The following is a 21,215-nucleotide window of genomic DNA, read 5'->3' on the forward strand; positions in this document are numbered from 1 at the left end:
CACGGTTCGACGGCCGGCGTCGGACCGGCCTGTTCCTTGATTCACGTGGCGCCTTCCGGGGGCGCGAGAGGTGACACACCATGGCTGCCAAGAGCGCGGACGTCCGCCCGAAGATCACGCTGGCCTGCGTGGACTGCAAGGAGCGGAACTACATCACGAAGAAGAACCGTCGTAACGACCCCGACCGTCTCGAGCTGGCGAAGTTCTGCCCGCGCTGCGGCAAGCACACGTCGCACCGCGAGACTCGCTGACCCAGTCGACGGATCACCGCACCGACGTGGCGAACCCCGACTTCGCGGGCCGCGAGTACGCGGCCACCGCCCCCTACTCCGTGGGGCGCGAGAAGCTCCGTGAGTTCGCCGCCGCGGTCGGTGCCGCCCACCCCGCGCACCACGATCTCGTGGCGGCGCGGGGTCTCGGCTATCCGGACCTGGTCGCGCCCCCGACGTTCGCCGTCGTGGTCGCACAGCGCGCCGAGGCGCAGTACGTCCAGGATCCGGAGGCCGGGATCGACTTCTCCCGGGTGGTGCACGCGGACGAGAAGTTCGTCCACCACCGGCCGATCGTCGCGGGCGACGAGCTGGTCACGGTGCTCCACGTCGACTCCGTGACCCAGCGCGCGGGCATCGCGATGGTGACGACGCGCTGCGAGATCTCCGCGCAGGCCGACGACGGCACGCGCGAGCCGGTCTCCACCGTCTCGTCCAGCCTCGTGATCCGCGGGGAGGACTCCTGATGGCCCGGCCCGTGCTCGCGGACCTCAGCGTCGGCGCCGTCGTCGCCACCGGCGCGGTCGAGCTCGACCGCGCCCGCCTCGTGCGCTACGCCGGGGCCAGCGGGGACTTCAACCCGATCCACTGGGACGAGTCCTTCGCCACCGGGGTCGGGCTTCCCGACGTCATCGCCCACGGCATGCTCACGATGGGCTCCGTGGTCGGCGTCGTGGCCGACTGGGCGGGAGACCCGGGCGCCGTCGTCGCCTACCAGACCCGCTTCACGAAGCCGGTCCCGGTGCCGCGCGACGGCACCGCCGTCGTCGAGGTCTCCGCGGCCGTCGGCGCGATCGACGCGGACGCCGGGACGGTGCGCGTCGACCTCACGGTGACCCATGAGGGTGGCAAGGTGCTCGGCCGCTCGCAGGCGACCGTCCGCCTCTCCTGACGCCTCCCCGGCGCGACGAGATTTTTTACGCCTTTCACTTCCCATGAAACGGGATTTCACGGTTCGATGACGAGGTGCGCCCCGCGCGCACTCCGTCCTCGAGAGGAGCACTCCCCGTGAGATCCGTACGACGACGCACCATCGGCCTGGCAGCCGCCGGCCTCCTCGTTCCCCTGGTCACGATCCCCGCGGTCGCCGCGGGGGCCGGGCCGTCCACCGCCCCCACATCCGGCGTGACCTGCGACGCCGTCGTCGCGGCGCCGGACCGGGAGTCCGTCTTCGCCGCCGCGAGCGACGCCACCGGGGTCCCCGCCGACCTGCTCAAGGCCGTTTCCTACATGGAGTCCCGGTGGGACCAGCACGCCGGCACGCCCAGCGCCGACGGCGGCTACGGCCTGTTCAACCTGCTCGACCACGCCCCGGAGGCGCCCGACGGAGCCGGCAAGGACGCCACGCCCCGCGCTCCCGTGAGCGAGCTCGACCGCGCCGCCGCCCTGACGGGGCTGTCGGTCGCGGACCTGAAGTCCGACGCCGGCGCGAACACCTGCGGCGCCGCGGCGCTCCTCGCCTCCTACCAGGAGGACGCGGGCCGGGGCGCCGACGGGGGCCTCGCGTCGTGGGACGCCGCCGTCGCGCGGATGAGCGACGCCCCGACGTTCGCCGACCGGGTGTTCAGCACGCTGCGCCAGGGCGGGGCGCGGACGACCGACGACGGCGGTCGTGTCACCCTCGCGGCCCGGGCGGACGCCGTCCTGCCCGAGAGCGCGTCCGCGGCGACGAGCGACCCCGCCGCCGACTGCCCGCCGGACCTGGGGTGCGAGTGGCTGCCGGCCCCCTACGAGAAGGCGAGCCCCGGGCTCCCGGACGACACCGGCGACTACGGCAACCACGACCAGGCCGACCGCACGGGTGAGGGCGGCCCGTCCATCGACTACATCGTCATCCACGACACGGAGACGGCGTACGAGCCGAGCGTGCGCCTCGTCACCGACCCCACGTACCTGGCGTGGAACTACACGCTGCGCTCGTCCGACGGGCACGTGGCCAACCATCTCGAGCCCGGCGACGTCGGCTGGCACGCGGGCAACTGGTACATGAACATGCACTCGATCGGCCTCGAGCACGAGGGCTGGGCCGGGACGTCGGGCTGGTTCACCGAGGCGATGTACCAGTCGTCGGCGGAGCTGGTGCGCCATCTCGCCGGCGAGTACGACATCCCGCTCGACCGGGCGCACGTCATCGGCCACGACCAGATCCCCGGCATCCTGCCCGGCTCCACGAAGAACGTGCACTGGGACCCGGGGCCCTACTGGGACTGGGAGCACTACTTCGAGCTGCTGGGCGCGCCGATCGGGGACGGGCTGAGCCCGACGTCGGACGTGGCACCCGGCGACGTCGTCGAGGTGGTCGCGGGCTATACCGACAACGCGAACCCGGTCACGGGCTGCGCGCAGGCGTCGCCCGGATCGGGGGACTGCGTCAAGGGTGCAGGGACGAACTTCGTCGTCGCCCACCAGGGGCCGTCGCTCGACGCGCCGTACGCGCGTGACCCGGGCTGGAAGCCGGGCGGCGCGGACGGCACGACCTACGCCAGCGACATCAGCGCGCGCGTCACGTCGGGCCACAAGCTCGTCGTCGCGCAGGTGCAGGACCAGTGGCTGGGCGTGTGGTGGGCCGGGTCGCTGGTCTGGATCCACAACCCGGCGGACCGTCCCGTGGTCGTGCCGAGCACGGGGCAGACGGTGACCGTGAGCGGCGACGCGGCGGCGGCCGTCTACGGCCGGGCGTACCCGGAGGGCGCGGCCTACGCGCCCTACCCGGGCATCACGCCGCAGGCGGTCACGCCGATCGAGTACACGATCGGGGCCGGCCAGACGTACGTGGTCTCCGACGACACGGTGACGACCGACTACTACAACGCGAAGTCGTTCGACGGCTCGATCCCCGACGACCGGACGGACGTGCGCGGGGAGGACGCGTACTACCAGCTCTGGTACGCGCACCGGCAGGTGTTCACCCGCGCCGCGGACGTGACGCTGCACGACCCGGTGGTCACGGACGTCGAGGGGCCGGGCATCGTGGGCCGGGCGCAGATCGGCAAGGTGCTGAGGGTCGACGTGGGGGAGTACCTGCCCGGCTCGGACGACACCGAGGTCGACGTGCAGTGGCTGCGCGACGGCGATCCCGTGCGCGGCGCGGACGGGTCGCGGTACCACCTCACCGGCCGTGACCGCGGTGCGGAGATCTCGGTCGAGGTCACCGTCTCAGCTCACGGCTACACGTCGGCGACCTTCACGTCCGACACCGTCGGCCCGGTGCGTCCGCACTGAGCCCGCACTTCCGCTGGTCGAGCCTGTCGAAACCCTTCCTCGGTTTCGACAGGCTCGACCGGCGTCGACCCTCACCAGTTGGGGGTGGCCCCCGGGGCGTTGCGGGGCAGCTTCACCTGGTGCGGGTGGATGACGTACGCGAGGCCGTCGGTGGACGTGATCCAGACGCGCTCGAAGTTCTCCCGCGTGTAGACGCTGCGCACGTCGGCGTCGGTGGCCTTGTTGGGGTCGTTGATGATCGGGTCGCCCTCGGCCGTGAAGCCGACGATCGTCACCAGGTGGCCGTCGGTGCCGTAGCCGGCCTCGGGCATCTCCTCGTTCGCGAAGTTGATCGACACGACCAGCGGGACGCCGGCGGCGACGAACCGCTCCGCCTCGGCGAGGGACCGCAGCCGCGTGACGAACGACTCGAGCCCGAACTCGTGCGCGTACGCCGTGTTGAAAGGCCAGTTGCCCGCGCCCTCGTACGTGTAGTCCCACGCGTTGATGGCGGCGTGCGCCACCTGCGGGTCGCCGTTCGGGGCGACGATGCCCTCGAGCCGCGCGGCGGGCACCTGGTACTTCTTGCCGTAGGAGTCCTGGATCATCGTGGTCGACGTCGGAGAGCACCACACCTGGCCGCCGCCCCCGAACTCGGGGTACTCGCCGATGTGGATCAGCTGCGAGTAGCCCGGGACATCAAGCTCGACCTGCCGCCCGAGCGTGAAGTCGCTGGTGTCGGTGTACGCGGAGTCGGGCAGGTACTCGTTGGTCATCGTCGTCACGCCCGCGAGCCGTGGGGTCGCCCTCGATCCGGCGGGACGGTGCAGCGTGACCCGGGTCTGGAAGGCCTCGGGCTCGTGGCCGGTGCGCGCCGAGAAGGTGTCGGTCCAGATCCTCGCATCGGCGTCGGCCTGGTCGTCGACGGACGTGCGGTGGATGTCGCCCACCGACCCGTCCGCCGGGGCGAAGTCGGAGCCGGAGGCCCACCGCCCCATGACGTACCAGGTGGTCCAGGCCCCGTCCGCCTTGCGGCCGCGGAACTCGACCTCGACCCAGGTGCCGGTCGGGGTGGTGGCGTTCCACGAGGTCACGGACTCGTCGACCGCGTACCCGGTCTCGACGACAGGGGACGTCCAGGTGCCCGTCTCGTACGCGACGGGGGTGCCGTCGCCGAACGGGTCGGTGTAGTCGGTGGCCGGCCCCCCGGCGTCCCGCACGACGAGCGTGCCACCGGGCCCCGGGCGCAGGTTCTCCCACTCGCCCTGACGCAGGTCGCTGACGCCCTGCCAGTGGGTGGTGGTGATCTTGTTGCCCGACGGCGCCGTGTCGTCCGCGGTGTCGGCGCCGGCCGCGCCCGCCGTCGGGGCGATCACCGCCCCCGCTGCCAGTGCCGCCGTCGTCGCTCTCATCCAGCTCCTCCGCACCATGCCTGTCACGGTCCCTCCCCAGGGACGGGGGCGTGGGACGGTCCCCACCGCCCGTTGGCAAAGACTTTCCCAGAAACTGTGGCGCGTGTCACGGCCTTGCGCACAGCCATGGGGTCGTCGCCGCGGCCGCCCCGGGCCCGGGGTCACGCTCAGGCGGCGAGCTCGGGCGGCACGTCGTCGTCGTGCCGCACCGCGAGCGATGTCACCGCCCGGGTCAGGCAGACGTACAGGCGGCGCAGCCCGGGCTCGCGCTCGGTCTCCCCGGCCACGATCCCCGCCGGATCGTCGAGGACGACGTGGTCGAACTCCAGGCCCTTGGCCAGGGAGGCCGGGACCAGGTCGAGTCGTGCGTCGAACTCGGTGGCCTGGTCGTCGGCGGCGTCGGCGGCGCCGGTCTGGTCGTACGCCCTCACGTCCTCCTCGCCGACGACGGCGAACTCCAGCCCGGCGGCCAGGAGCCGGCGTCGGGCGACGTCCACGCCGGCGTCGGGCACGATCAGCCCCACCGAGCCGTCGCGTGCGAGCGCGGCCCGCACCAGCTCCTCTGTCGGCGCCGTGGTGAGCAGGAGCTCGCCGCGCGCCCGCCGTACGGCCACGGGAGGCGCGAGCTCGGGCGCGATCGTCGGCAGGAGGCGCGCCGCGTACTCGATGACGTCCCCGGGCACACGGAAGCCTGCGGTGAGCTGCTCGACGTGCCCGTCGGGCTTGCCGAGCTGGTGGAGCGCGTCCGCCCAGGAGCGCACGGCCCACGGTGTGGTCGCCTGGGCGAGGTCGCCGAGGACGGTGAGCGAGCCCGTGCGGGCCCGGCGACCGAGGGCGCGCAGCATCATGGGCGACAGGTCCTGGGCCTCGTCGACGACGACGTGTGCCACCGAGGGCGCGCGCTCCAGCAGGTCGGCGAGCTCGTCGAGGAGCACGAGGTCGGCGAGCGTCCACCGGGCCGCCCCCGCGCTCCGCGGCGCCACGGCCCAGGCGAGGGTCTGGCGCTCGGCCGGAGTGAGGATGCCGTCGGACATCTCCGCGAGGAACTCCGCGTCGGCCAGCAGGCGGTGGAGCAGCCGGGCGGGCGCGAGAATCGGCCAGAGCGTCGCGGCGTAGTCCTTGACCGCCCTGGTGCGCGCCAGGACGTCCCACGCACGGTCGTCGAGCGCGTCGCCGCTTGCCTCGATCTGTTGCAGGATCCGGTGCGCCAGCGCGTACCGGAGCTGCTCCCGTCCGGCGTCGTAGCGCAGGTCGCGGCCCACCACGTGCGCGACGGCGTCGCGGGCCTCGTGCGTCGGCACCCGCCAGCGACGGGAACCGCGCGGCAGGACGAGCGCTTCCCCGGGCTCGCCCAGGTGTGACCAGACGGCACGGCGCAGCACCTGCGCCATCCGGGCGTCGCCCTTGAGCCGGGCGGCCTCGGCCGGCTCCGCGCCGCGCAGGCGGCCGTGCGCGGCGACCATCTCCTCGACCGTCGTCTGCCGGGCGTCGACCTCGCCGAGGGCGGGCAGCACGTCCCGGATGTAGCGCAGGAAGCTCGAGTTCGGCCCGACGACGATCATGCCGCGCCGCGTGACCTGCTCACGGTGCGCGTACAGCAGGTAGGCGGCGCGGTGCAGGCCCACGGCCGTCTTCCCCGTGCCGGGCGCCCCCTGCACGACGACCGTGCGATCGAGGCCGCTGCGGACGATGACGTCCTGCTCGGGCTGGATCGTCGCCACGATGTCGCGCATCGGCCCGGTGCGCGGGCGCTCGATCTCCTGCTCGAGGATCTCCGAGTGCTCGGCCTCGGTCACGGCCGCGCCGGAGAGCGCCTCGTCCTCGAACCCGGTGAGGACGCCCCGCGCGAAGCCGTACCGGCGCCGGGCCGTCACTCCCATCGGGTCGTCCCGGGTGGCGCGGTAGAACGCCGCGCTCACCGGTGCGCGCCAGTCCACGACCAGCGGGTCGCCGGCGGTGTCGGACACGTGCCGCCGCCCGACGTGGAAGACCTTGCCACCGGACGGCTCGTCGTGGTCCAGCCGGCCGAAGAAGAGCGGCACGTGGGGGTCGTCCGCGAGCTGCGCCAGGCGCCGGGCCAGCGTGCGCTCCAGTGCCTCGGCGCTGATCCGGTCGCCGGCATGGACGGTCAGCCCCGCCGTGCGCTCGCGCATCCGGGCGAGCTCCTCGCGCGCCCGTTCCAGGTGCGCCCGTTCCCGGTCGATCTCGGCGGGGGACACGGCAGGCACGGCTGACCTCCAGGGCGGCGGGTGGGAGCCGCAGGACATTACCCGGTCGGGGTGGTGGGGGCAACGTCCCCAGCGACGGTGGATCGCGCCCTCGTCGCCGGGGCGGGGAGCGGATGTGATCTGCGTCGTCCCGGTTGGCATCCGAGCCAGGCAACCCTAAGTTAGGCCAGGCTGACCTCAGTTCGATCCCTCAAGGAGTCCCGTGACGAAGCCCTCCGACCTGCTGGGAGCCGCGACCGCGGCCGACTACGCCGGCGCGCTGCACGCCGTGGTGGACGACGTGGCCGCCCGCGTCGCGACCGCCCGGCAACCGTTCTGCGGCGCGAGCCGCCGCGAGCTGCAGGCGCTCGTCGATGCCGTCGACCTCGACGGGCCGCCGGTCGGGACGCCCGACGCGCTGGCCGAGACCGCCGACCTCTACGCCTCGCACGCCGTGTGGTTCCACCACCCCGCCTACGCCGCGCACCTCAACTGCCCGGTCGTGGTCCCGGCTGTCGGGGCGGAGGCCATGCTCGCCGCGGTCAACACGTCCGTGGACACCTACGACCAGTCGACGGTCGCGACGCTGATGGAGCAGCGCCTGGTCGAGTGGACGGCGCGACGCATCGGCTTCGCGGCCGGGGACGGCGTGTTCACCTCGGGCGGCACGCAGTCCAACCTGCAGGCGCTGCACCTGGCGCGCGAGGCCGCGCTCACCGCGCCCGACGGCGGCCGGCTCGGCGGGGCGGACCGCCGCGAACGCCTCGGTCGCCTGCGCGTGCTGGCCACGACCGCAGGCCACTTCAGCGTGGCGCGCTCGGCGCTGCTGCTGGGCCTGGACGACGACGCCGTCGTCCCGGTCGCCACCGACGCCGCGGGGCGTCTCGACCCCGGCGCGCTGGCCCGGGCCCTGGTCGACGTCGAGCGCGCGGGCGACGTCGTCATGGCGGTCGTCGTCACCGCGGGGACCACCGACCGCGGCTGCATCGATCCGGTTGCGCCCGTCGCGGACCTGTGCGACGCCGTCGGCACCTGGCTGCACGTCGACGCCGCGTACGGCGGCGGGCTGCTGGTCTCACCGCGTCGCCGTCACCTGCTCGACGGCATCGAGCGGGCCCGCAGCGTCACGGTGGACTTCCACAAGACGTTCTTCCAGCCGGTGTCGTCCAGCGCGCTCATGGTCCGCGAGCCGGCGGACCTCGCCCGCGCGACGTGGCGCGCGGACTACCTCAACCCCGCCGAGGAGGCGGGGGAGCCCAACCCCGACCTCAACCTCGTCGACAAGTCGCTGCAGACCACGCGCCGGTTCGACGCGCTCAAGCTCTGGGCGACGCTGCGCGCCGTGGGCGCCGACGGGATCGGCGGGATGGTGGACGCCGTCTGCGACCTCGCGGCCGCCGTGCACGCCGACCTCACCAGCGACCCCGAGCTGCGCCTCCTGGCCACCACCGACCTCTCCACGGTGCTGTTCCGCTACCAGCCCGACGGGGTGGACGACGCGCAGGCGGACGCGCTGGTGCCGCGCGTGCGGCGCGTGCTCTTCGACTCCGGCCGCGCGCTCGTCGCGAAGACGGTGATCGACGGCCGCCCGTGCCTCAAGCTCACCCTGCTCAACCCCGACACCACGCTCGACGACGTGCGGGCGGTGCTCGACCTGGTCCGCGCCACGGCGCACGGGCTGCTCGCCGGCGAGGAGCTGCTCGCCGACGACGCGCCCCCGTGCCGCGGCACGCATCCCCGGCTCCCCGCCCGCACCCCGCTCTCGGAGGTCGCCCGATGACCCGCACCACCGACCCTGCCGCCGACTGCACGTACGACGTCCTCGGCGTCGGCATCGGCCCGTTCAACCTGGGCCTCGCCGCCCTCGCCGACCCGTTGGACGACGTCGATGCCGTCTTCCTCGACCGGCGCGACGGGTTCAGCTGGCACCCCGGGATGATGCTCGAGGGCGCCACGATCCAGGTGCCCTTCCTGGCCGACCTGGTGACGATGGCCGACCCGACGTCGCCGTACTCGTTCCTGGCGTTCCTCAAGGCGACGGAGCGGCTGTACCCGTTCTACGTCCGGGAGTCCTTCTACCCGCTGCGGGCCGAGTACGACCAGTACTGCCGGTGGGCGGCGGACCGCCTCTCGACCCTGCGCTGGGGGCGGGACGTCGTGCGGGTGGACCGCGACGCCGCCTCGGGCGACCTGGTGGTGACCGCCCGCCTCGCGGACGGGACGCTGGAGACCTACCGTGCCCGTCACGTCGTCCTCGGTGTCGGCACGACGCCGCGGCTCCCCGGCCCGCTCGCCGCCCTCGCGGCGCAGGCGGCAGGGAGCCCCGGAGCCGGTCCCGTCGTGCACAGCGCCGACTACCTGCCGCACCGCGGCGCGCTGGTCGCGTCCGGGTCGGTGACCGTCGTCGGGTCGGGGCAGTCGGCGGCCGAGGTGTATCGCGACCTGCTCGAGGACGCCTCTCCCGACGCCCACCGCGTGGACTGGGTGACGCGCTCGCCGCGCTTCTTCCCGATGGAGTACACGAAGCTCACCCTCGAGATGACCTCGCCCGAGTACACCGACCACCACCGTTCGTTGCCCGCCGAGCTGCGCGACATCCTCGGGCGCGAGCAGCGTGCGCTGTACAAGGGGATCAGCGGCGACCTGGTCGACGACATCTACGACACGCTCTACCGCAAGTCCGCCCTCGGGCGCGAGGTGCCGACCACGCTCCTGTCGGACACCGAGGTCGTCGCGGCGCGGCACGACCCCGACGGCGCGGGCGGGGCGGGGGAGTACGTGCTCACCCTGCGCCACGGCCAGCTCGGGACGACGGCGGAGCACCGCACGCGCGCCGTGGTCGCGGCCACCGGGTACGGCTCGGGCGTCCCGGGGTTCGTGGCGCCCGGCCTGGTGGACCTGGACGAGCTGGGCCGCGTGGACGTGGCCCGCGACTACACCGCCGGCGCGGGCGGCCGCCTGCACGTGGGGGGCACGGAGGCGCACACGCACGGCGTCACGGCCCCCGACCTCGGCTTCGCCGCATGGCGGAACTCCGTGATCCTCGCGCAGGTCACCGGCCGGGAGCCCTATCCGATCGAGCGGCGGACCGCGTTCCAGACGTTCGGCCTGCCCGGTGCGCGCGGCGGCGAGCCCGGCGCGGCGGCGACCGGCGCCCCGCGTGCCGAGGAGTTGGCGCGATGACGACCACGACGACAGCGACGACCACGACGACAGCGACGACCACGACGACCACGACGACAGCGACGGCCCGCCCCGCCCGCGTCGCCCCGGGCGCGGTGTCGCTCCAGCCGGTCGACCCGGCGCGCGACGCCGCCGTCGTGCATGCCTGGCTGGCCCACCCGGCGTCCGTGTTCTGGCACATGGGCCACCTGAGCGCCGCCGAGGTGCGCGACTACCTCACCGACGTCGCCGCCGACGCCGACCAGGACGGCTGGCTCGGCCGCGTCGACGGTCGCCCGGCGTTCTACGCCGAGACCTACGACCCGGGTCGCGTGCTGCTCGCCGGGATCCACGACGCCCTGCCCGGCGACGTCGGCATGCATCTGCTCGTCGCACCGCCGCCCGACGACCCCGCCGACCGCAGGCCCGGCCTCACGGACGCGGTGATGGCCGCCGTCGTGCGCTTCTGCCTGGCACCGGACGGGCGCGGGGCGGCGCGCGTCGTCGTCGAGCCCGACGTCACCCATCGCGCCGTCGCCGTGAAGAACGCGGCCGCCGGGTTCCGTGTGCTGCGCGACGTCGAGGTGAACGACGGCGGCCGCACGAAGCGGGCGGCGCTCAGCGTGTGCACGCGCGGGGACTTCGCGGCCTCGCCGCTCGGTGTCCTCGCCGGCGTCGGGGACGCCGCCGCAGGCGACCTCGCCCCGCACCTGCGCCCGGACCTGGCGGAGCACGCCCACCGGCACCTGGCCGCCAAGGCGCTCGCGGAGCTCGCGCACGAGCGACTCTTCCGCCCCGAGCCGGACCCGGTCCCCGAGCGCCGCGAGCCGGACGGCGGCCCCGGGCCGGGGGTGGACACCGATCGTGCTCCCAGCGGTACGGGGCGGTACGTGCTGGCGATCGACGGCGTGACGTACCGGTTCGCGGCGCGCACGTTCGCCCTCGAGCACTGGGTGGTGGACCCGGCGTCGATCACGCGCACCGCGTCGGCGGGCGGCCACGACGTCGAGCTGCCCGTGGACGCGCTGGAGCTGGTCGCCGAGCTGCAGCCGTCGCTGCGGATCCCCGACGACCTCGTGGCGACCTACCTCGAGGAGCTGTCCTCGACGCTCGCCGCGGCGTGCGCCAAGCAGGAGCGGGAGCTGAACGGGGCGTCGCCCCAGGTCCCGGGCCTGCTCGCGGGGCTGGTGCCCACGGCCACGGCGGACGACGCGGACGACGGGCCGGCCGGCGACGACCGCCGTCGCGCCGACGCGTTCCAGGCCGCCGAGGCCGCGATGACCGAGGGGCACCCGGGGTTTCTGGCGAACAACGGGCGGATCGGGTTCTCGCTCGACGACTACCGCGCGTACGCCCCCGAGCGGGGCGAGCGGATGCGCCTGGTCTGGCTGGCCGCGCGGCGCGAGCACGCGCACCTCGCCCTCGGCGACGGGCTCACGGAGGAGGGGCTGTACGGCGACGAGCTGTCCGGCGCCGAGCGGGCGGCGTTCGCCGACCGCCTGGCCGGGCGCGGCCTCGACCCGGCCGACTACCTGTACCTGCCGGTGCACCCGTGGCAGTGGCAGCACCGCGTGCCGATCACGTTCGCCGCGGACGTCGCGCGCGGCGACCTCGTGCCGCTCGGCCAGGGGGCCGACGCGTACCAGCCGCAGCAGTCCATCCGCACGATGTTCAACCGCACGCGGCCGGAGCGGCACTACGTCAAGGTGGCGCTCGCGATCCAGAACATGGGCTTCCTGCGCGGGCTCTCCCCGGCGTACATGCGTGCCACGCCGGCGATCAACGACTGGGTGGCGGCCGTCGTCGAGGGCGACGCCACGCTGCGCGCCGCCGGGTTCCAGGTGCTGCGCGAGCGCGCGGCGGTCGGGTACACCGGCGACGTCTACCACCGGACCGCCCGCCCGAGCGCGCACCGCAAGATGCTCGCGGCGCTCTGGCGCGAGTCGCCGGTGCCGCGCACCGCGCCGGGGGAGCGGCTGGTCACGATGGCGAGCCTGCTGCACCGCGACGCCTCCGGGCGGTCGCTCGCGACGGCGCTCGTGCGCGCGTCCGGCGTCATGCCCGAGGAGTGGTTGCGTGCCTACCTCGACGCGTACCTGTACCCGCTGGTGCACTGCCTGCGCGCCCACGACCTGGCGTTCATGCCGCACGGCGAGAACCTCGTGCTCGTGCTGCGCGACGGCGTGGTGCAGCGGGTGTTCATGAAGGACATCGGCGAGGAGATCGCCGTCCTCGGCACCCGGGACCTGCCGCCCGGGGTGGAGCGGGTGCGAGGGGTGGTCGACGCCGACGAGAAGGCGCTCGCCATCCTCACCGACGTGTTCGACGGCGTGCTGCGCCACCTCGCCGGCATCCTCGCCGTGGACGGCGTGCTCGCCGAGGACCGGTTCTGGGCGGTCGTGGCGGACGTCGTGGACCGGCACGGCGCCGAGCACCCGGACCTCGCGCGCCGCGTCGATCTGCGGGTGCCCCGCTTCGCGCACTCCTGCCTCAACCGGCTGCAGCTGCGCAACACGCTGCAGATGGTCGACCTGACCGACCAGTCCGCCTCCCTCCTGTACGCGGGCACGATGGCGAACCCGGTGGCCGACACGAGGGCGCCGTGAGCGACCCCTCGGGCGGTCCGGGCCCCGGGGCGCCCGCGTCGCGGTTCCAGCTCTTCCGCGACGACCTGGGCGTACCGCACGTGCGCGCCGGGTCGGAGACCGACCTCGCGTACGGCCAGGGGTACGTCACGGCGCTGGACCGGGGCTGGCAGCTCGAGGTGGACCGCTGGTACGGCGAAGGCCGGCTCGCCGCGCGGCTCGGGGCGGCCGGTCTCGAGTGGGACCGGTTCGCCGTGCGGGTGCGGCTCGCCGACACCGCGCGCCGGGTCTGGGACGCGCTCGCCGAGCCCGAGCGCGCGTGGCTCGACGCGTACGCCCACGGGGTGCAGGCGGGCCTGGACGCCGGCGGTCGGGACACGCCCGAGCGCGCCGAGCTGGCGCGCGCCCTGGGCGGTGCCCCGCTGCCCGACGACGAGCCGTGGCGGCCGTGGACGCCGGTCGGCACGTTCCTGGTGCACCACGTGCTGTTCAGCGGCTTCCCGCACCTGCTGTGGCGCGAGCACGTGGCCCGCACCCTGGGCCCCGCGCTAGGCGACGAGGCGCTCGGCTGGTGGGGAGAGCGCGGGGCAGGGGGCCCGTCGTCGGGGTCCAACGCGTGGGCGCTGCACGGGTCGCGGACGGCCTCGGGCGCGCCGCTGCTGGCCGGGGACCCGCACCGCCTCCTCGAGCTGCCGGGCGTGTACCAGCAGGTCCGGCTCGCGCGCCCCGGTCACGACGTCGTCGGGCTCGCGTTCCCCGGCGTCCCCGGGGTGCTCCACTACGGCCACGCTGTGTCGTCGGGGCGTGAGGTGCCGGTCGAGGCCGCGTCGGTGCCGCCGCCCTCCGTGGCCTGGGGCGTCACGAACGCGATGGCCCACCACGCCGAGCTCTGGGCGGAGGGAGCCGACGCCGTGGAGGCCCGGTCGCGGGTGGTCGTGGAGGGGGCGGAGGTGGTGCCCGTGCGGGGCGGCGACCCCGTCGCCGTGAGGTGGGCCGAGACGCCCCGCGGCCCGCTGGTCACCGACCGGCACAGCCTGCGCTGGCCGGTGCGGGTCACGGCCGACGCCGGCGTCGCCGCCTGGCGGGCGCTCCAGCGCGCGAGCACGGCGCGCGACGTCGCCGCCGCGTTCGCCGGCTGGGTCGACCCCGTGAACCGGGTGCTCGTCGCCGACTCGACCGGCGAGGTGCTGAGCCTCACGGCGGGGCGGGTGCCGGACGTCGCGCCGTCGGGCCGGGTCGTGCCCGCGACACCCGGGCCGACGCCGGCGGCGCCGGTCTGGCGGGTGCTGCCCGGGCCCGCCGTCGTGGCCGACGTCGCGGTGGACGCCAACGACCGCCCGGCCCGGCCGGAGCACGACCTCGGCCACGCCTACGCCCCGCACCGCGGCGCCCGCGTGCGCGCCCTGCTCGCCGACCCGCCGCCGGGCGGGGAGACCGCCGCGGCCCAGGACCGGCTGCTCGCCGACACCCGCGACGGCGGCGCCGTCGAGCTGGTCGCCTGGCTCGGGCTGGCGCGCCCGTCGGTCGAGGCCAGGCTTCCGTCGGTCGAGCCCGTCGAGACCACGGAGCGCGCCGCTCGGCTGCGCGCCTGGGTGGCGGCGGGCGCGCGCACGGACGCCGACGACGCCGACGCCGCGCTGTTCGCCCGCTGGCGGCACGCGCTGGTGCGGCTCGTCGCGGCCGACCCGGCGCTCGCGCCCTTGCACGACGAGCACGGGCTGCCCGCGGTCTTCGCGCCGTGGCTCGACGTCGTCGCGCGCGTGGGCGACGCGCTCGCGGCGATCCTGGCGTCGGGCGTCGTCGACGGAGGGCGGCTGGCCGGGGAGGCGCTCGCGGACCTCGACAACCTCTCCGACGACCCGGCCCACAACCCCGCCGACGACGCAGGCGAGACATGGGGCGACCTGCACCGCCTCGCCCCGCTGCACGCGCTCGACCTGGTCCCGGGCGCGACGGCACCCGTCGTCCCGGTGGTGCCGCTCGGCGGGGCGGGCGACGCCGTGCGCTGCACGGGGGGCGTCCCCGGCGTGACCCACGCGGCCTCGCGCGGGTCGGTGGCGCGCTGGGTGTGGGACCTCGGCGACCGGCGCCGCAGCCGGTGGGGCGTGCCGTTCGGTGCCTCCGGGGACCCGCGCTCGCCGTACTTCGCCGACCAGCACCCCGCGTGGGCCGAGGCCCGCACCACCGCGATCGAGACCGAGTGGGCGCGGCTGCGCCCCGAGCCCCTGCCGACCCGACGACACCCGGAGGACCGATGACGACCGACCAGCCGAACCCGACCGACCAGCCGAACCCGAGCGCCCAGCCGAGCCCGAGCGCCCAGCCGAGCCCGAACGGCCACGGCGACCCGACCGGGCCTCCGCCGGCGACGGACCGGCTCCTGCCCGGCGCGCGCGGCGCGGAGGTGTGGCGCGCCGACGTCCCCGGCGCGGGCGCCGTCACGGCGCACGTGCTGGACCCGGTGGGCGACCTCGACGTGCTGCACGAGTGGGTCAACCGCCCGCACGCAGGGTTCTGGGGCCTCGCGGACCTGAGCCGCGACGACCTGAGCGCCACGTACGCGTTCGTCGACTCCCTGCCGACGCACCACGCCTACCTGGTGCGCTGGGACGGCGAGCCCGTCGTCCTGGTGCAGCTCTACCATCCGGAGGACGACCCGGTCTCGACCGCCTACGACGTGCGGCCCGGTGACCTGGGCATGCACTTCTTCAAGGGCGGCGACGGGCCCGCCGCCCGGTACGGCGTCCAGACCTGGGCGGTGATCGGCCCCGCCGTGCTCGCGTTCGCCCTGGCGGCGCCTGGGGTGCGGCGCCTCGTGGCGGAGCCCGACGCCCGCAACCGCCCGGCGATCACCCGCATGGCGGCGTTCGGCTTCGAGCCCGCCGGCACGGTGCGCTTCGAGTCCCCGCAGGGCCCCAAGGAGGCCGTGCTGGCGTTCTGCCCGCGCGAGCGCGCGGAGGCGTTGGTGGCCGGGTCCGTGGCGACCCTCGCGGCGGGCTGAGGGCGGTCAGTCCTGCGGGTCGGCCGGGCGGACGTCGGCGGGCACGAGCCCGGTGGTGGTGCCGGGCACGAGTTCGACGGGCAGCGTCGTGCAGGTGGGCTCCTCGCCGGCCAGCACGCCGAGCACGGCGCGGCCGAGCGCCGCGCCCTTCGCCTGCAGCGGCTGGTGCACGCTCGTGAGCACGTCGGGGGAGAGCCACGGCAGGTCGATCCCGTCGAACCCGGCGACCGACACGTCGTCGGGCACGCGCAGCCCCAGCTCGCGGGCCGCGATGACGGCGCCCGCGGCGAGCAGGTCGGAGTGGGCGACGATCGCCGTCGGCCGCTCCGTCTCCGGCACCCACGCACCGAGGATCTCGGTGGCGGCGTCGCGCCCGTGCTCCACCAGCGAGGCGGGCGTCTCCCAGGAGATCACCGGCTCCACCTCGTCGCGGACGCCCTCGAGACGGTGCCGCGTCGACGTGCGGTCGGCCTGCGCGAGGCGCGCCGCGTCGATCGGGCCGGACCGTTCGTCGGCGTCGAGGGGCAGCGTGATCTCCGCGATCCGGGTGTGCCCCAGGTCCTGGAGGTGGCGCACCGCCTGCGCGGTGCCCGCCCGGTCGTCGAGCGCGACCAGCGGCGCGCCGTCGACCCGGCCGCCCTCGCCGACGACGACGGGCACGTCGCGGCGCTGCAGGGCCGCGAGCGTCACGTCGTCGGTGAGCACGCCCCACACGAGCACGGCGACGTCCACGGCGGCGGACTCCAGCAGCGGGTCCACCACGGGCAGCGGCGCCGGCTCCCCGGCGGCGTGCGGCGCGGCGGCCGTGCGCACGCCGGGGATGAGCAGCACGCCCAGGCCCTCGGCGCCGAGCACGTCGACGAGCCCGTCCAGCACCTTGACGGCGACCGGGTCGCGGAACGCGCGGCCGGGCTGGTCGCCGAGCACCACCCCCACGATCCCGGAGCGGCCCGACCGGAGCTGCCGGCCCAGCGGGTTGGGACCGGAGTAGCCCAGCTCCGCCGCGGCCGCGAGCACCTTGTCGCGGGTCTCGGCGGTGATGGGGCCTGCGCCGGAGAACGCCAACGACGCGGTGGAGACCGAGACGCCCGCGAGGTCGGCCACCCGCGCGAGGGTCGGTCGGGTGCCGTGGCTGCGGCCCATGGAGCTCCTTCCGGCGGTGTCGGGCGAAGCCTACCCGCGGCGACCAGGGATTGGTCGAATCGATTTGACCGGAGTGGCGGGATCGGGAAGCGTCGCACCGTGAGCACCGACCTCCCCGCGCGCCCGCCCGCGCACGCCGTGCGCGCCGCCTGGGCCGTCTTCGTCGTCTTCGTCGTCGCGGGGATCGGCATGGCCACCTGGGCCTCCCGCATCCCCGCGGTGCGCGACGGACTCGGCTTCTCCGAGGCGGAGATGGGTGTGCTGCTGCTCACGGGGGCGATCGGCTCCCTCGTCGCGCTGCCGCTGTCCGGCATGATCGCCTCGCGCATCGGCGCGGGCCGCACCTGCGTGTCGTTCGCCGCGCTGGCGGCCGCGGGCTTCGCCGTCGCGACCCTCGCCGTCGACGGTGACCACCCGCTGCTGGTGCGGACCGGACTCTTCCTCGGCGGCATGGGGGTCGGCATCTGGGACGCCGCGATGAACCTCGAGGGCGCCGTCGTCGAGCAGCGTCTGGGTCGGTCCGTCATGCCGCGCTTCCACGCGGGGTTCTCGCTGGGCACCGTCGCGGGCGCGGGCATCGGGGCGCTCGCGGCGCACGCCGGGGCCTCGCTGGCCGGGCACGTCATCACGGTCATGGTGATCGACCTGCTGGTGGTCGTCGTGTGCGTGCGGTTCTTCGAGCCGACGCCGCACACGGCCGCGGCCGGCGACGGCGCGGCCGCCCCGGACACGCGGGCCGACCCCGCCACGGCGGTCGACACCGGCACCGGCCACACGTTGCGCGACACCCTGGCGACGTGGCGCGAGTCGCGCACGCTGCTGGTCGGGCTCGTCGTCCTGGCGGCCGCGCTCACCGAGGGCGCGGCCAACGACTGGGTGAGTCTCGCGGTGGTGGACGGCTTCGGCACGCCCGACTCGACCGGCGCGATCGCCCTCGCCGTCTTCCTGTGCGCGATGACGCTCACCCGGCTCGCGGGCACCTCCCTGATCGACCGGTACGGGCGCGTGACCATGCTGCGGGCGTGCGGCGCCGCGGCCCTGGTCGGAGTCCTCGTCTTCGCGCTCGTGCCGACGCTGTGGGTGGCGCTGGTGGGTGTGGCGATCTGGGGCGCCGGGGCCTCGCTCGGGTTCCCGCTCGGCATGTCCGCCGCCTCCGACGACCCGAAGCGGGCCGCCCTGCGCGTCTCCGTCGTGTCGACCGTCGGCTACTCGGCGTTCTTCGTCGGCCCGGCGCTCATCGGCTTCCTCGCCGAGCACGTCGGCTACCGCGACGCCCTGCTGGTGCTGGCCGTGCCGGTGGCGGTCGGGCTCGTCGTGGCGGGCGCCGCCCGGCCGCTGCCGACCGCCTCCGGCCCGGCGCGTACGCTGGGCGAGTGAGCCTGTCGACCCTGAACACGCCGTCCGCCGACGAGCCCGCCCGGCAGCGTGCCGGTCGCACGACGGCCGCTCCGGCGCTCTCCGAGCTCACCACGCTGCGCGTCGGCGGGCCGGTGGACGACTACGTGGAGGCGGAGTCCGAGGCGGAGCTCATCGACGCGGTGCGTACCGCGGACGACGCCGGGCAGCCGTTGCTGGTGATCGGCGGCGGCTCCAACCTGCTGGTCGCCGACGAGGGGTTCGCCGGCATGGTCGTGCGTGACGTGCGCCAGGGCCTCGAGGCCGACCTGGAGGACTCCTGCGGCACCGACGGCGCGTGCGGCGGAGCCAGCCTGCGCCTGCCCGCCGGGCAGGACTGGGACGCCTTCGTGGCAGAGGCCGTGGCGAACGAGTGGGTGGGCGTCGAGGCGCTGTCGGGCGTCCCCGGCACCGTCGGCGCGGCCCCGGTCCAGAACATCGGTGCGTACGGTCAGGAGGCGTCCGGCGTCGTGGCGTCGGTGGTCACCTGGGACCGGTCGACCGGGAGCCGCAGGACGTTCCCGCTGAGCGGCCTCGGCTTCGGCTACCGCACCTCGCTGCTCAAGCGGACCATGCGGGCGGACGGCGGCGAGGGCGCCCCCTGGTACCCCACGCCGAGGTACGTGGTGCTCGAGGTCAACCTCCAGATGCGGCTCGGCAGCCTGTCCGCGCCGGTCGGCTACGGCGAGCTCGCCCGGCGCCTCGGCGTCGAGGTGGGGCAGCGGGCGCCGTCGGTAGAGGTGCGCGAGGCCGTGCTGGAGCTGCGGGGCGGCAAGGGGATGCTGCTCGACGGCGTCGGCGTCGACCCGGGTGCGGGCTCGTCCTCCGGGGACGGTCCGGACCACGACCGCTGGTCCGCCGGCTCCTTCTTCACCAACCCGGTGCTGCCGGCCGAGTCCGCGGACGAGCTGCCCGAGGGCGCACCGCGCTTCGCGGTGCGGTCCGCCACGCCGGAGTCGACCGTCGGCCCGGGGCCGGGCGCCGTCGACCCCACGCTCGTGAAGACCAGCGCCGCCTGGCTCATCGAGCACGCCGGGTTCACCAAGGGGTTCGGCCTCGCGGGCGAGCACAGCCCCGCGCGCCTGTCGACCCGCCACACGCTCGCGCTCACCAACCGCGGCGGCGCGACGGCGGCCGACCTCGTCGCCCTCGCCCGCACCGTGCGCGACGGGGTCCGCGACACCTTCGGCATCGAGCTCGAGCCCGAACCGGTCCTGGTCGGCACCGCCCTGTAACGGCCCCCTGTCCCCGCTCACCGCGGGTGGGCTCAGTAGAGGACGACGGGCGTGCCCTTCGGCATGCCCCAGGAGTCCCAGAGCCAGCTGATCGCGGAGTTCGACACGCGCACGCAGCCGTGCGACGCGGGGTACGGCGGGATGGAACCCGAGCCGTGCACCGCGTACCCGCCCGAGAAGTACTTCGGCCGGTACATCGACCCCAGCTCGAGCGTGGACTCGTGCATACCGTTGCGCTCCATGTACACGGCGTAGGAGCCGCGCGGCGTCGTCGCGTGGTAGCTGCGGCCCTTGGCCTCGTACGTGTCGCCGTTGCCCGACGACGCGTTGATGATCCGGGTGACCTTGCCGTCCTCCACGGTCATCAGCAGCTGCCGGTCGAGGTCGATCTCGACGACCTTGCCGGACGACGAGTGCGCCGCCGGACGCACGCCGTCGTCCAGCGCGTCCTGAGTCTTCGGGCCGACGACGCCGTCGCGGTACTGCCCGGCAGCCTTCTGCAGCGCCCACACGGCCTGCTGCGTGGCGGGGCCGAAGCTGCCGTCCGCGTCCTGCAGGAAGTAGCCCAGCTCCTGCAGCCGCTCCTGCAGCGCGACGACCCGGTCGCCCGAGTCGCCGTACTCGAGCATCTTGTCGCGCTCCTCGGCGGCCTTCTTCTCCGCGGCCTCCTGCTCGGCCTGCTCCTTCTCCGCGGCCTCCTCGGCGGCCTTCTGCTCGGCCTCCTTCTCGGCCTTCTCCGCCGCCTTCTTCTCCGCGGCCTCCTGCTCCTTCGCCGCAGCCTCGTCGGCGGCGTCCTGCTCGGCCTGCCGCTCGGCCTGCTCGCGCTCGGCGGCCTCCTGGTCGGCCTTCTCCTGCGCGTCCTGCTCCGCGCGCCCCTGGGCGCCGTCGGACGCCGGACCGGCGTCGTCGGAGGGGGACACGGACGCCGTCGGGGCGGCGCCGGGCTGGGGCTCGGTGTCGCCCGACAGGGGCGCGCAGCCGGCGAGCGCCAGCGCGAGCACCACCGGCACACCGAGGACCGCCGCCGCCTTGCGCCGCCGCAGGCTGGGAACCGTACGCATCGTGCCCCTTTCGCGCCGGAGGCGGCGCACCCGGTGCGCCGCGAGGTACTACCGTGCCCCGCGACCACGCCGGCCGCTACCGCAGCGCTCCGACCGTGTCGTGATCGTGACCTGTCGCCCGCCGTTCACCTGCGAGGACGCACGACACGGCGGGATCGTGGGGGGCCGATCGCGCCCTTCGAGGACCGCGAGCCCCCACGTCGTCGGGCCGACGGCGCGGGGGCTCGGGTCCTGGCAGGCGGCGACGGTCAGCGCCGGTCCTCCTTGAGGACCGCGAGCCGCTGGCGGTACTCGGCCTCGTCGATCTCGCCGCGGGCGTAGCGCTCGCCGAGGACGTCGACGCCACCTGCGCCGCCGCGAGCCCACGGTGGTCCGTACCGCCGCGCGCGGCGGGCGATCAGGAACACGACGGTGGCGAAGAGCAGGAACCACAGGATCGGGAAGACGATCCACCAGCCCGGCCCGCCGCCGCCGGCGTAGGGGTGCGCGGCGACGGCCGCGGGGACGGCGATCGCGGTGGCAGTGGAGAGCATCGTGGACTCCT

16 protein-coding genes are annotated in these 21,215 nt (G+C 75.2%); 11 read left to right on the forward strand and 5 right to left on the reverse strand.

Annotation, left to right across the window (positions count from 1 at the left end; translation table 11 throughout):
* Positions 1-80: 80 nt before the first annotated feature.
* The 4 genes from rpmG to B5Y66_RS05685 all read left to right on the forward strand — a co-directional run bounded on the left by rpmG (position 81) and on the right by B5Y66_RS05685 (position 3,491).
* Positions 81-251, forward strand: coding sequence for a 50S ribosomal protein L33 (rpmG, locus tag B5Y66_RS05670; RefSeq protein WP_079572326.1), 171 nt, complete (start codon positions 81-83; stop codon positions 249-251).
* 26 nt (positions 252-277) lie between these two features.
* A complete protein-coding gene (locus B5Y66_RS05675; RefSeq protein WP_079572329.1) occupies positions 278-736 on the forward strand; it encodes an FAS1-like dehydratase domain-containing protein in 459 nt (152 codons plus the stop codon).
* On the forward strand, positions 736-1,161 hold the full coding sequence (locus tag B5Y66_RS05680) for a MaoC family dehydratase (protein WP_079572330.1): 426 nt from the start codon (positions 736-738) through the stop codon (positions 1,159-1,161). The genes B5Y66_RS05675 and B5Y66_RS05680 overlap by 1 nt, the downstream gene beginning before the upstream one ends.
* Positions 1,162-1,277: 116 nt before the next feature.
* Complete coding sequence (locus B5Y66_RS05685; protein WP_079572332.1) at positions 1,278-3,491, forward strand: N-acetylmuramoyl-L-alanine amidase; 2,214 nt, start codon at positions 1,278-1,280, stop codon at positions 3,489-3,491.
* Between the two features lie 71 nt (positions 3,492-3,562).
* On the opposite strand, the gene B5Y66_RS05690 is transcribed toward B5Y66_RS05685, so the two are convergent.
* Positions 3,563-4,882, reverse strand: coding sequence for a C39 family peptidase (locus B5Y66_RS05690; RefSeq protein ID WP_139820751.1), 1,320 nt, complete (start codon positions 4,880-4,882; stop codon positions 3,563-3,565).
* 167 nt (positions 4,883-5,049) lie between these two features.
* Entirely contained in the window at positions 5,050-7,110 is a 2,061-nt protein-coding gene (locus B5Y66_RS05695) for a HelD family protein (RefSeq protein ID WP_217700733.1), read from the reverse strand.
* A gap of 202 nt (positions 7,111-7,312) precedes the next feature.
* Here B5Y66_RS05695 and B5Y66_RS05700 point away from each other — a divergent pair, with 202 nt between their 5' ends.
* The 5 genes from B5Y66_RS05700 to B5Y66_RS05720 are packed head-to-tail and all read left to right on the forward strand — an operon-like array spanning position 7,313 to position 15,837.
* Positions 7,313-8,869, forward strand: a complete 1,557-nt coding sequence (locus B5Y66_RS05700) for a pyridoxal phosphate-dependent decarboxylase family protein (RefSeq protein ID WP_079572340.1) — start codon at positions 7,313-7,315, stop codon at positions 8,867-8,869.
* Positions 8,866-10,272 carry a lysine N(6)-hydroxylase/L-ornithine N(5)-oxygenase family protein gene (locus B5Y66_RS05705; protein WP_079572341.1) on the forward strand — a complete coding sequence of 469 codons (1,407 nt, stop codon included), beginning with the start codon at positions 8,866-8,868 and terminating at the stop codon, positions 10,270-10,272. Before B5Y66_RS05700 ends, B5Y66_RS05705 begins: the two co-directional genes overlap by 4 nt.
* Positions 10,269-12,857, forward strand: coding sequence for a GNAT family N-acetyltransferase (locus tag B5Y66_RS05710; RefSeq protein ID WP_079572342.1), 2,589 nt, complete (start codon positions 10,269-10,271; stop codon positions 12,855-12,857). Before B5Y66_RS05705 ends, B5Y66_RS05710 begins: the two co-directional genes overlap by 4 nt.
* Entirely contained in the window at positions 12,854-15,094 is a 2,241-nt protein-coding gene (locus tag B5Y66_RS05715; protein ID WP_079572343.1) for a penicillin acylase family protein, read from the forward strand. The genes B5Y66_RS05710 and B5Y66_RS05715 overlap by 4 nt, the downstream gene beginning before the upstream one ends.
* Positions 15,091-15,837 (forward strand): GNAT family N-acetyltransferase, encoded by a 747-nt coding sequence (locus tag B5Y66_RS05720; RefSeq protein WP_079572345.1) that lies wholly within the window; start codon positions 15,091-15,093, stop codon positions 15,835-15,837. Before B5Y66_RS05715 ends, B5Y66_RS05720 begins: the two co-directional genes overlap by 4 nt.
* 6 nt (positions 15,838-15,843) lie before the next feature.
* On the opposite strand, the gene B5Y66_RS05725 is transcribed toward B5Y66_RS05720, so the two are convergent.
* Positions 15,844-16,980 carry a LacI family DNA-binding transcriptional regulator gene (locus B5Y66_RS05725; RefSeq protein WP_079572347.1) on the reverse strand — a complete coding sequence of 379 codons (1,137 nt, stop codon included), beginning with the start codon at positions 16,978-16,980 and terminating at the stop codon, positions 15,844-15,846.
* 99 nt (positions 16,981-17,079) lie between these two features.
* On the opposite strand from B5Y66_RS05725, the gene B5Y66_RS05730 reads away from it, so the two are divergent.
* Positions 17,080-18,357 (forward strand): MFS transporter, encoded by a 1,278-nt coding sequence (locus tag B5Y66_RS05730; protein WP_245806956.1) that lies wholly within the window; start codon positions 17,080-17,082, stop codon positions 18,355-18,357.
* A complete protein-coding gene (locus B5Y66_RS05735) occupies positions 18,354-19,610 on the forward strand; it encodes a UDP-N-acetylmuramate dehydrogenase (RefSeq protein ID WP_079572350.1) in 1,257 nt (418 codons plus the stop codon). Before B5Y66_RS05730 ends, B5Y66_RS05735 begins: the two co-directional genes overlap by 4 nt.
* A gap of 32 nt (positions 19,611-19,642) precedes the next feature.
* Here B5Y66_RS05735 and B5Y66_RS05740 read toward each other — a convergent pair whose 3' ends face one another.
* Complete coding sequence (locus B5Y66_RS05740) at positions 19,643-20,671, reverse strand: L,D-transpeptidase family protein (protein ID WP_079572352.1); 1,029 nt, start codon at positions 20,669-20,671, stop codon at positions 19,643-19,645.
* Positions 20,672-20,919: 248 nt separating this feature from the next.
* A complete protein-coding gene (locus B5Y66_RS05745) occupies positions 20,920-21,204 on the reverse strand; it encodes an SHOCT domain-containing protein (RefSeq protein ID WP_079572354.1) in 285 nt (94 codons plus the stop codon).
* Positions 21,205-21,215 lie beyond the last annotated feature (11 nt).

This window comes from Krasilnikoviella flava, from assembly GCF_900167525.1.
Taxonomy (GTDB): domain Bacteria; phylum Actinomycetota; class Actinomycetes; order Actinomycetales; family Cellulomonadaceae; genus Isoptericola; species Isoptericola flavus.

Coding starts and splice junctions, on each gene's coding strand:
- rpmG (WP_079572326.1), top strand. CDS start 81: ATGGCTGCCAAGAGCGCGGACGTCCGCCCGAAGATCACGCTGGCCTGC.
- B5Y66_RS05680 (WP_079572330.1), top strand. CDS start 736: ATGGCCCGGCCCGTGCTCGCGGACCTCAGCGTCGGCGCCGTCGTCGCC.
- B5Y66_RS05690 (WP_139820751.1), bottom strand. CDS start 4,882: ATGAGAGCGACGACGGCGGCACTGGCAGCGGGGGCGGTGATCGCCCCG.
- B5Y66_RS05705 (WP_079572341.1), top strand. CDS start 8,866: ATGACCCGCACCACCGACCCTGCCGCCGACTGCACGTACGACGTCCTC.
- B5Y66_RS05710 (WP_079572342.1), top strand. CDS start 10,269: ATGACGACCACGACGACAGCGACGACCACGACGACAGCGACGACCACG.
- B5Y66_RS05720 (WP_079572345.1), top strand. CDS start 15,091: ATGACGACCGACCAGCCGAACCCGACCGACCAGCCGAACCCGAGCGCC.
- B5Y66_RS05725 (WP_079572347.1), bottom strand. CDS start 16,980: ATGGGCCGCAGCCACGGCACCCGACCGACCCTCGCGCGGGTGGCCGAC.
- B5Y66_RS05740 (WP_079572352.1), bottom strand. CDS start 20,671: ATGCGTACGGTTCCCAGCCTGCGGCGGCGCAAGGCGGCGGCGGTCCTC.
- B5Y66_RS05745 (WP_079572354.1), bottom strand. CDS start 21,204: ATGCTCTCCACTGCCACCGCGATCGCCGTCCCCGCGGCCGTCGCCGCG.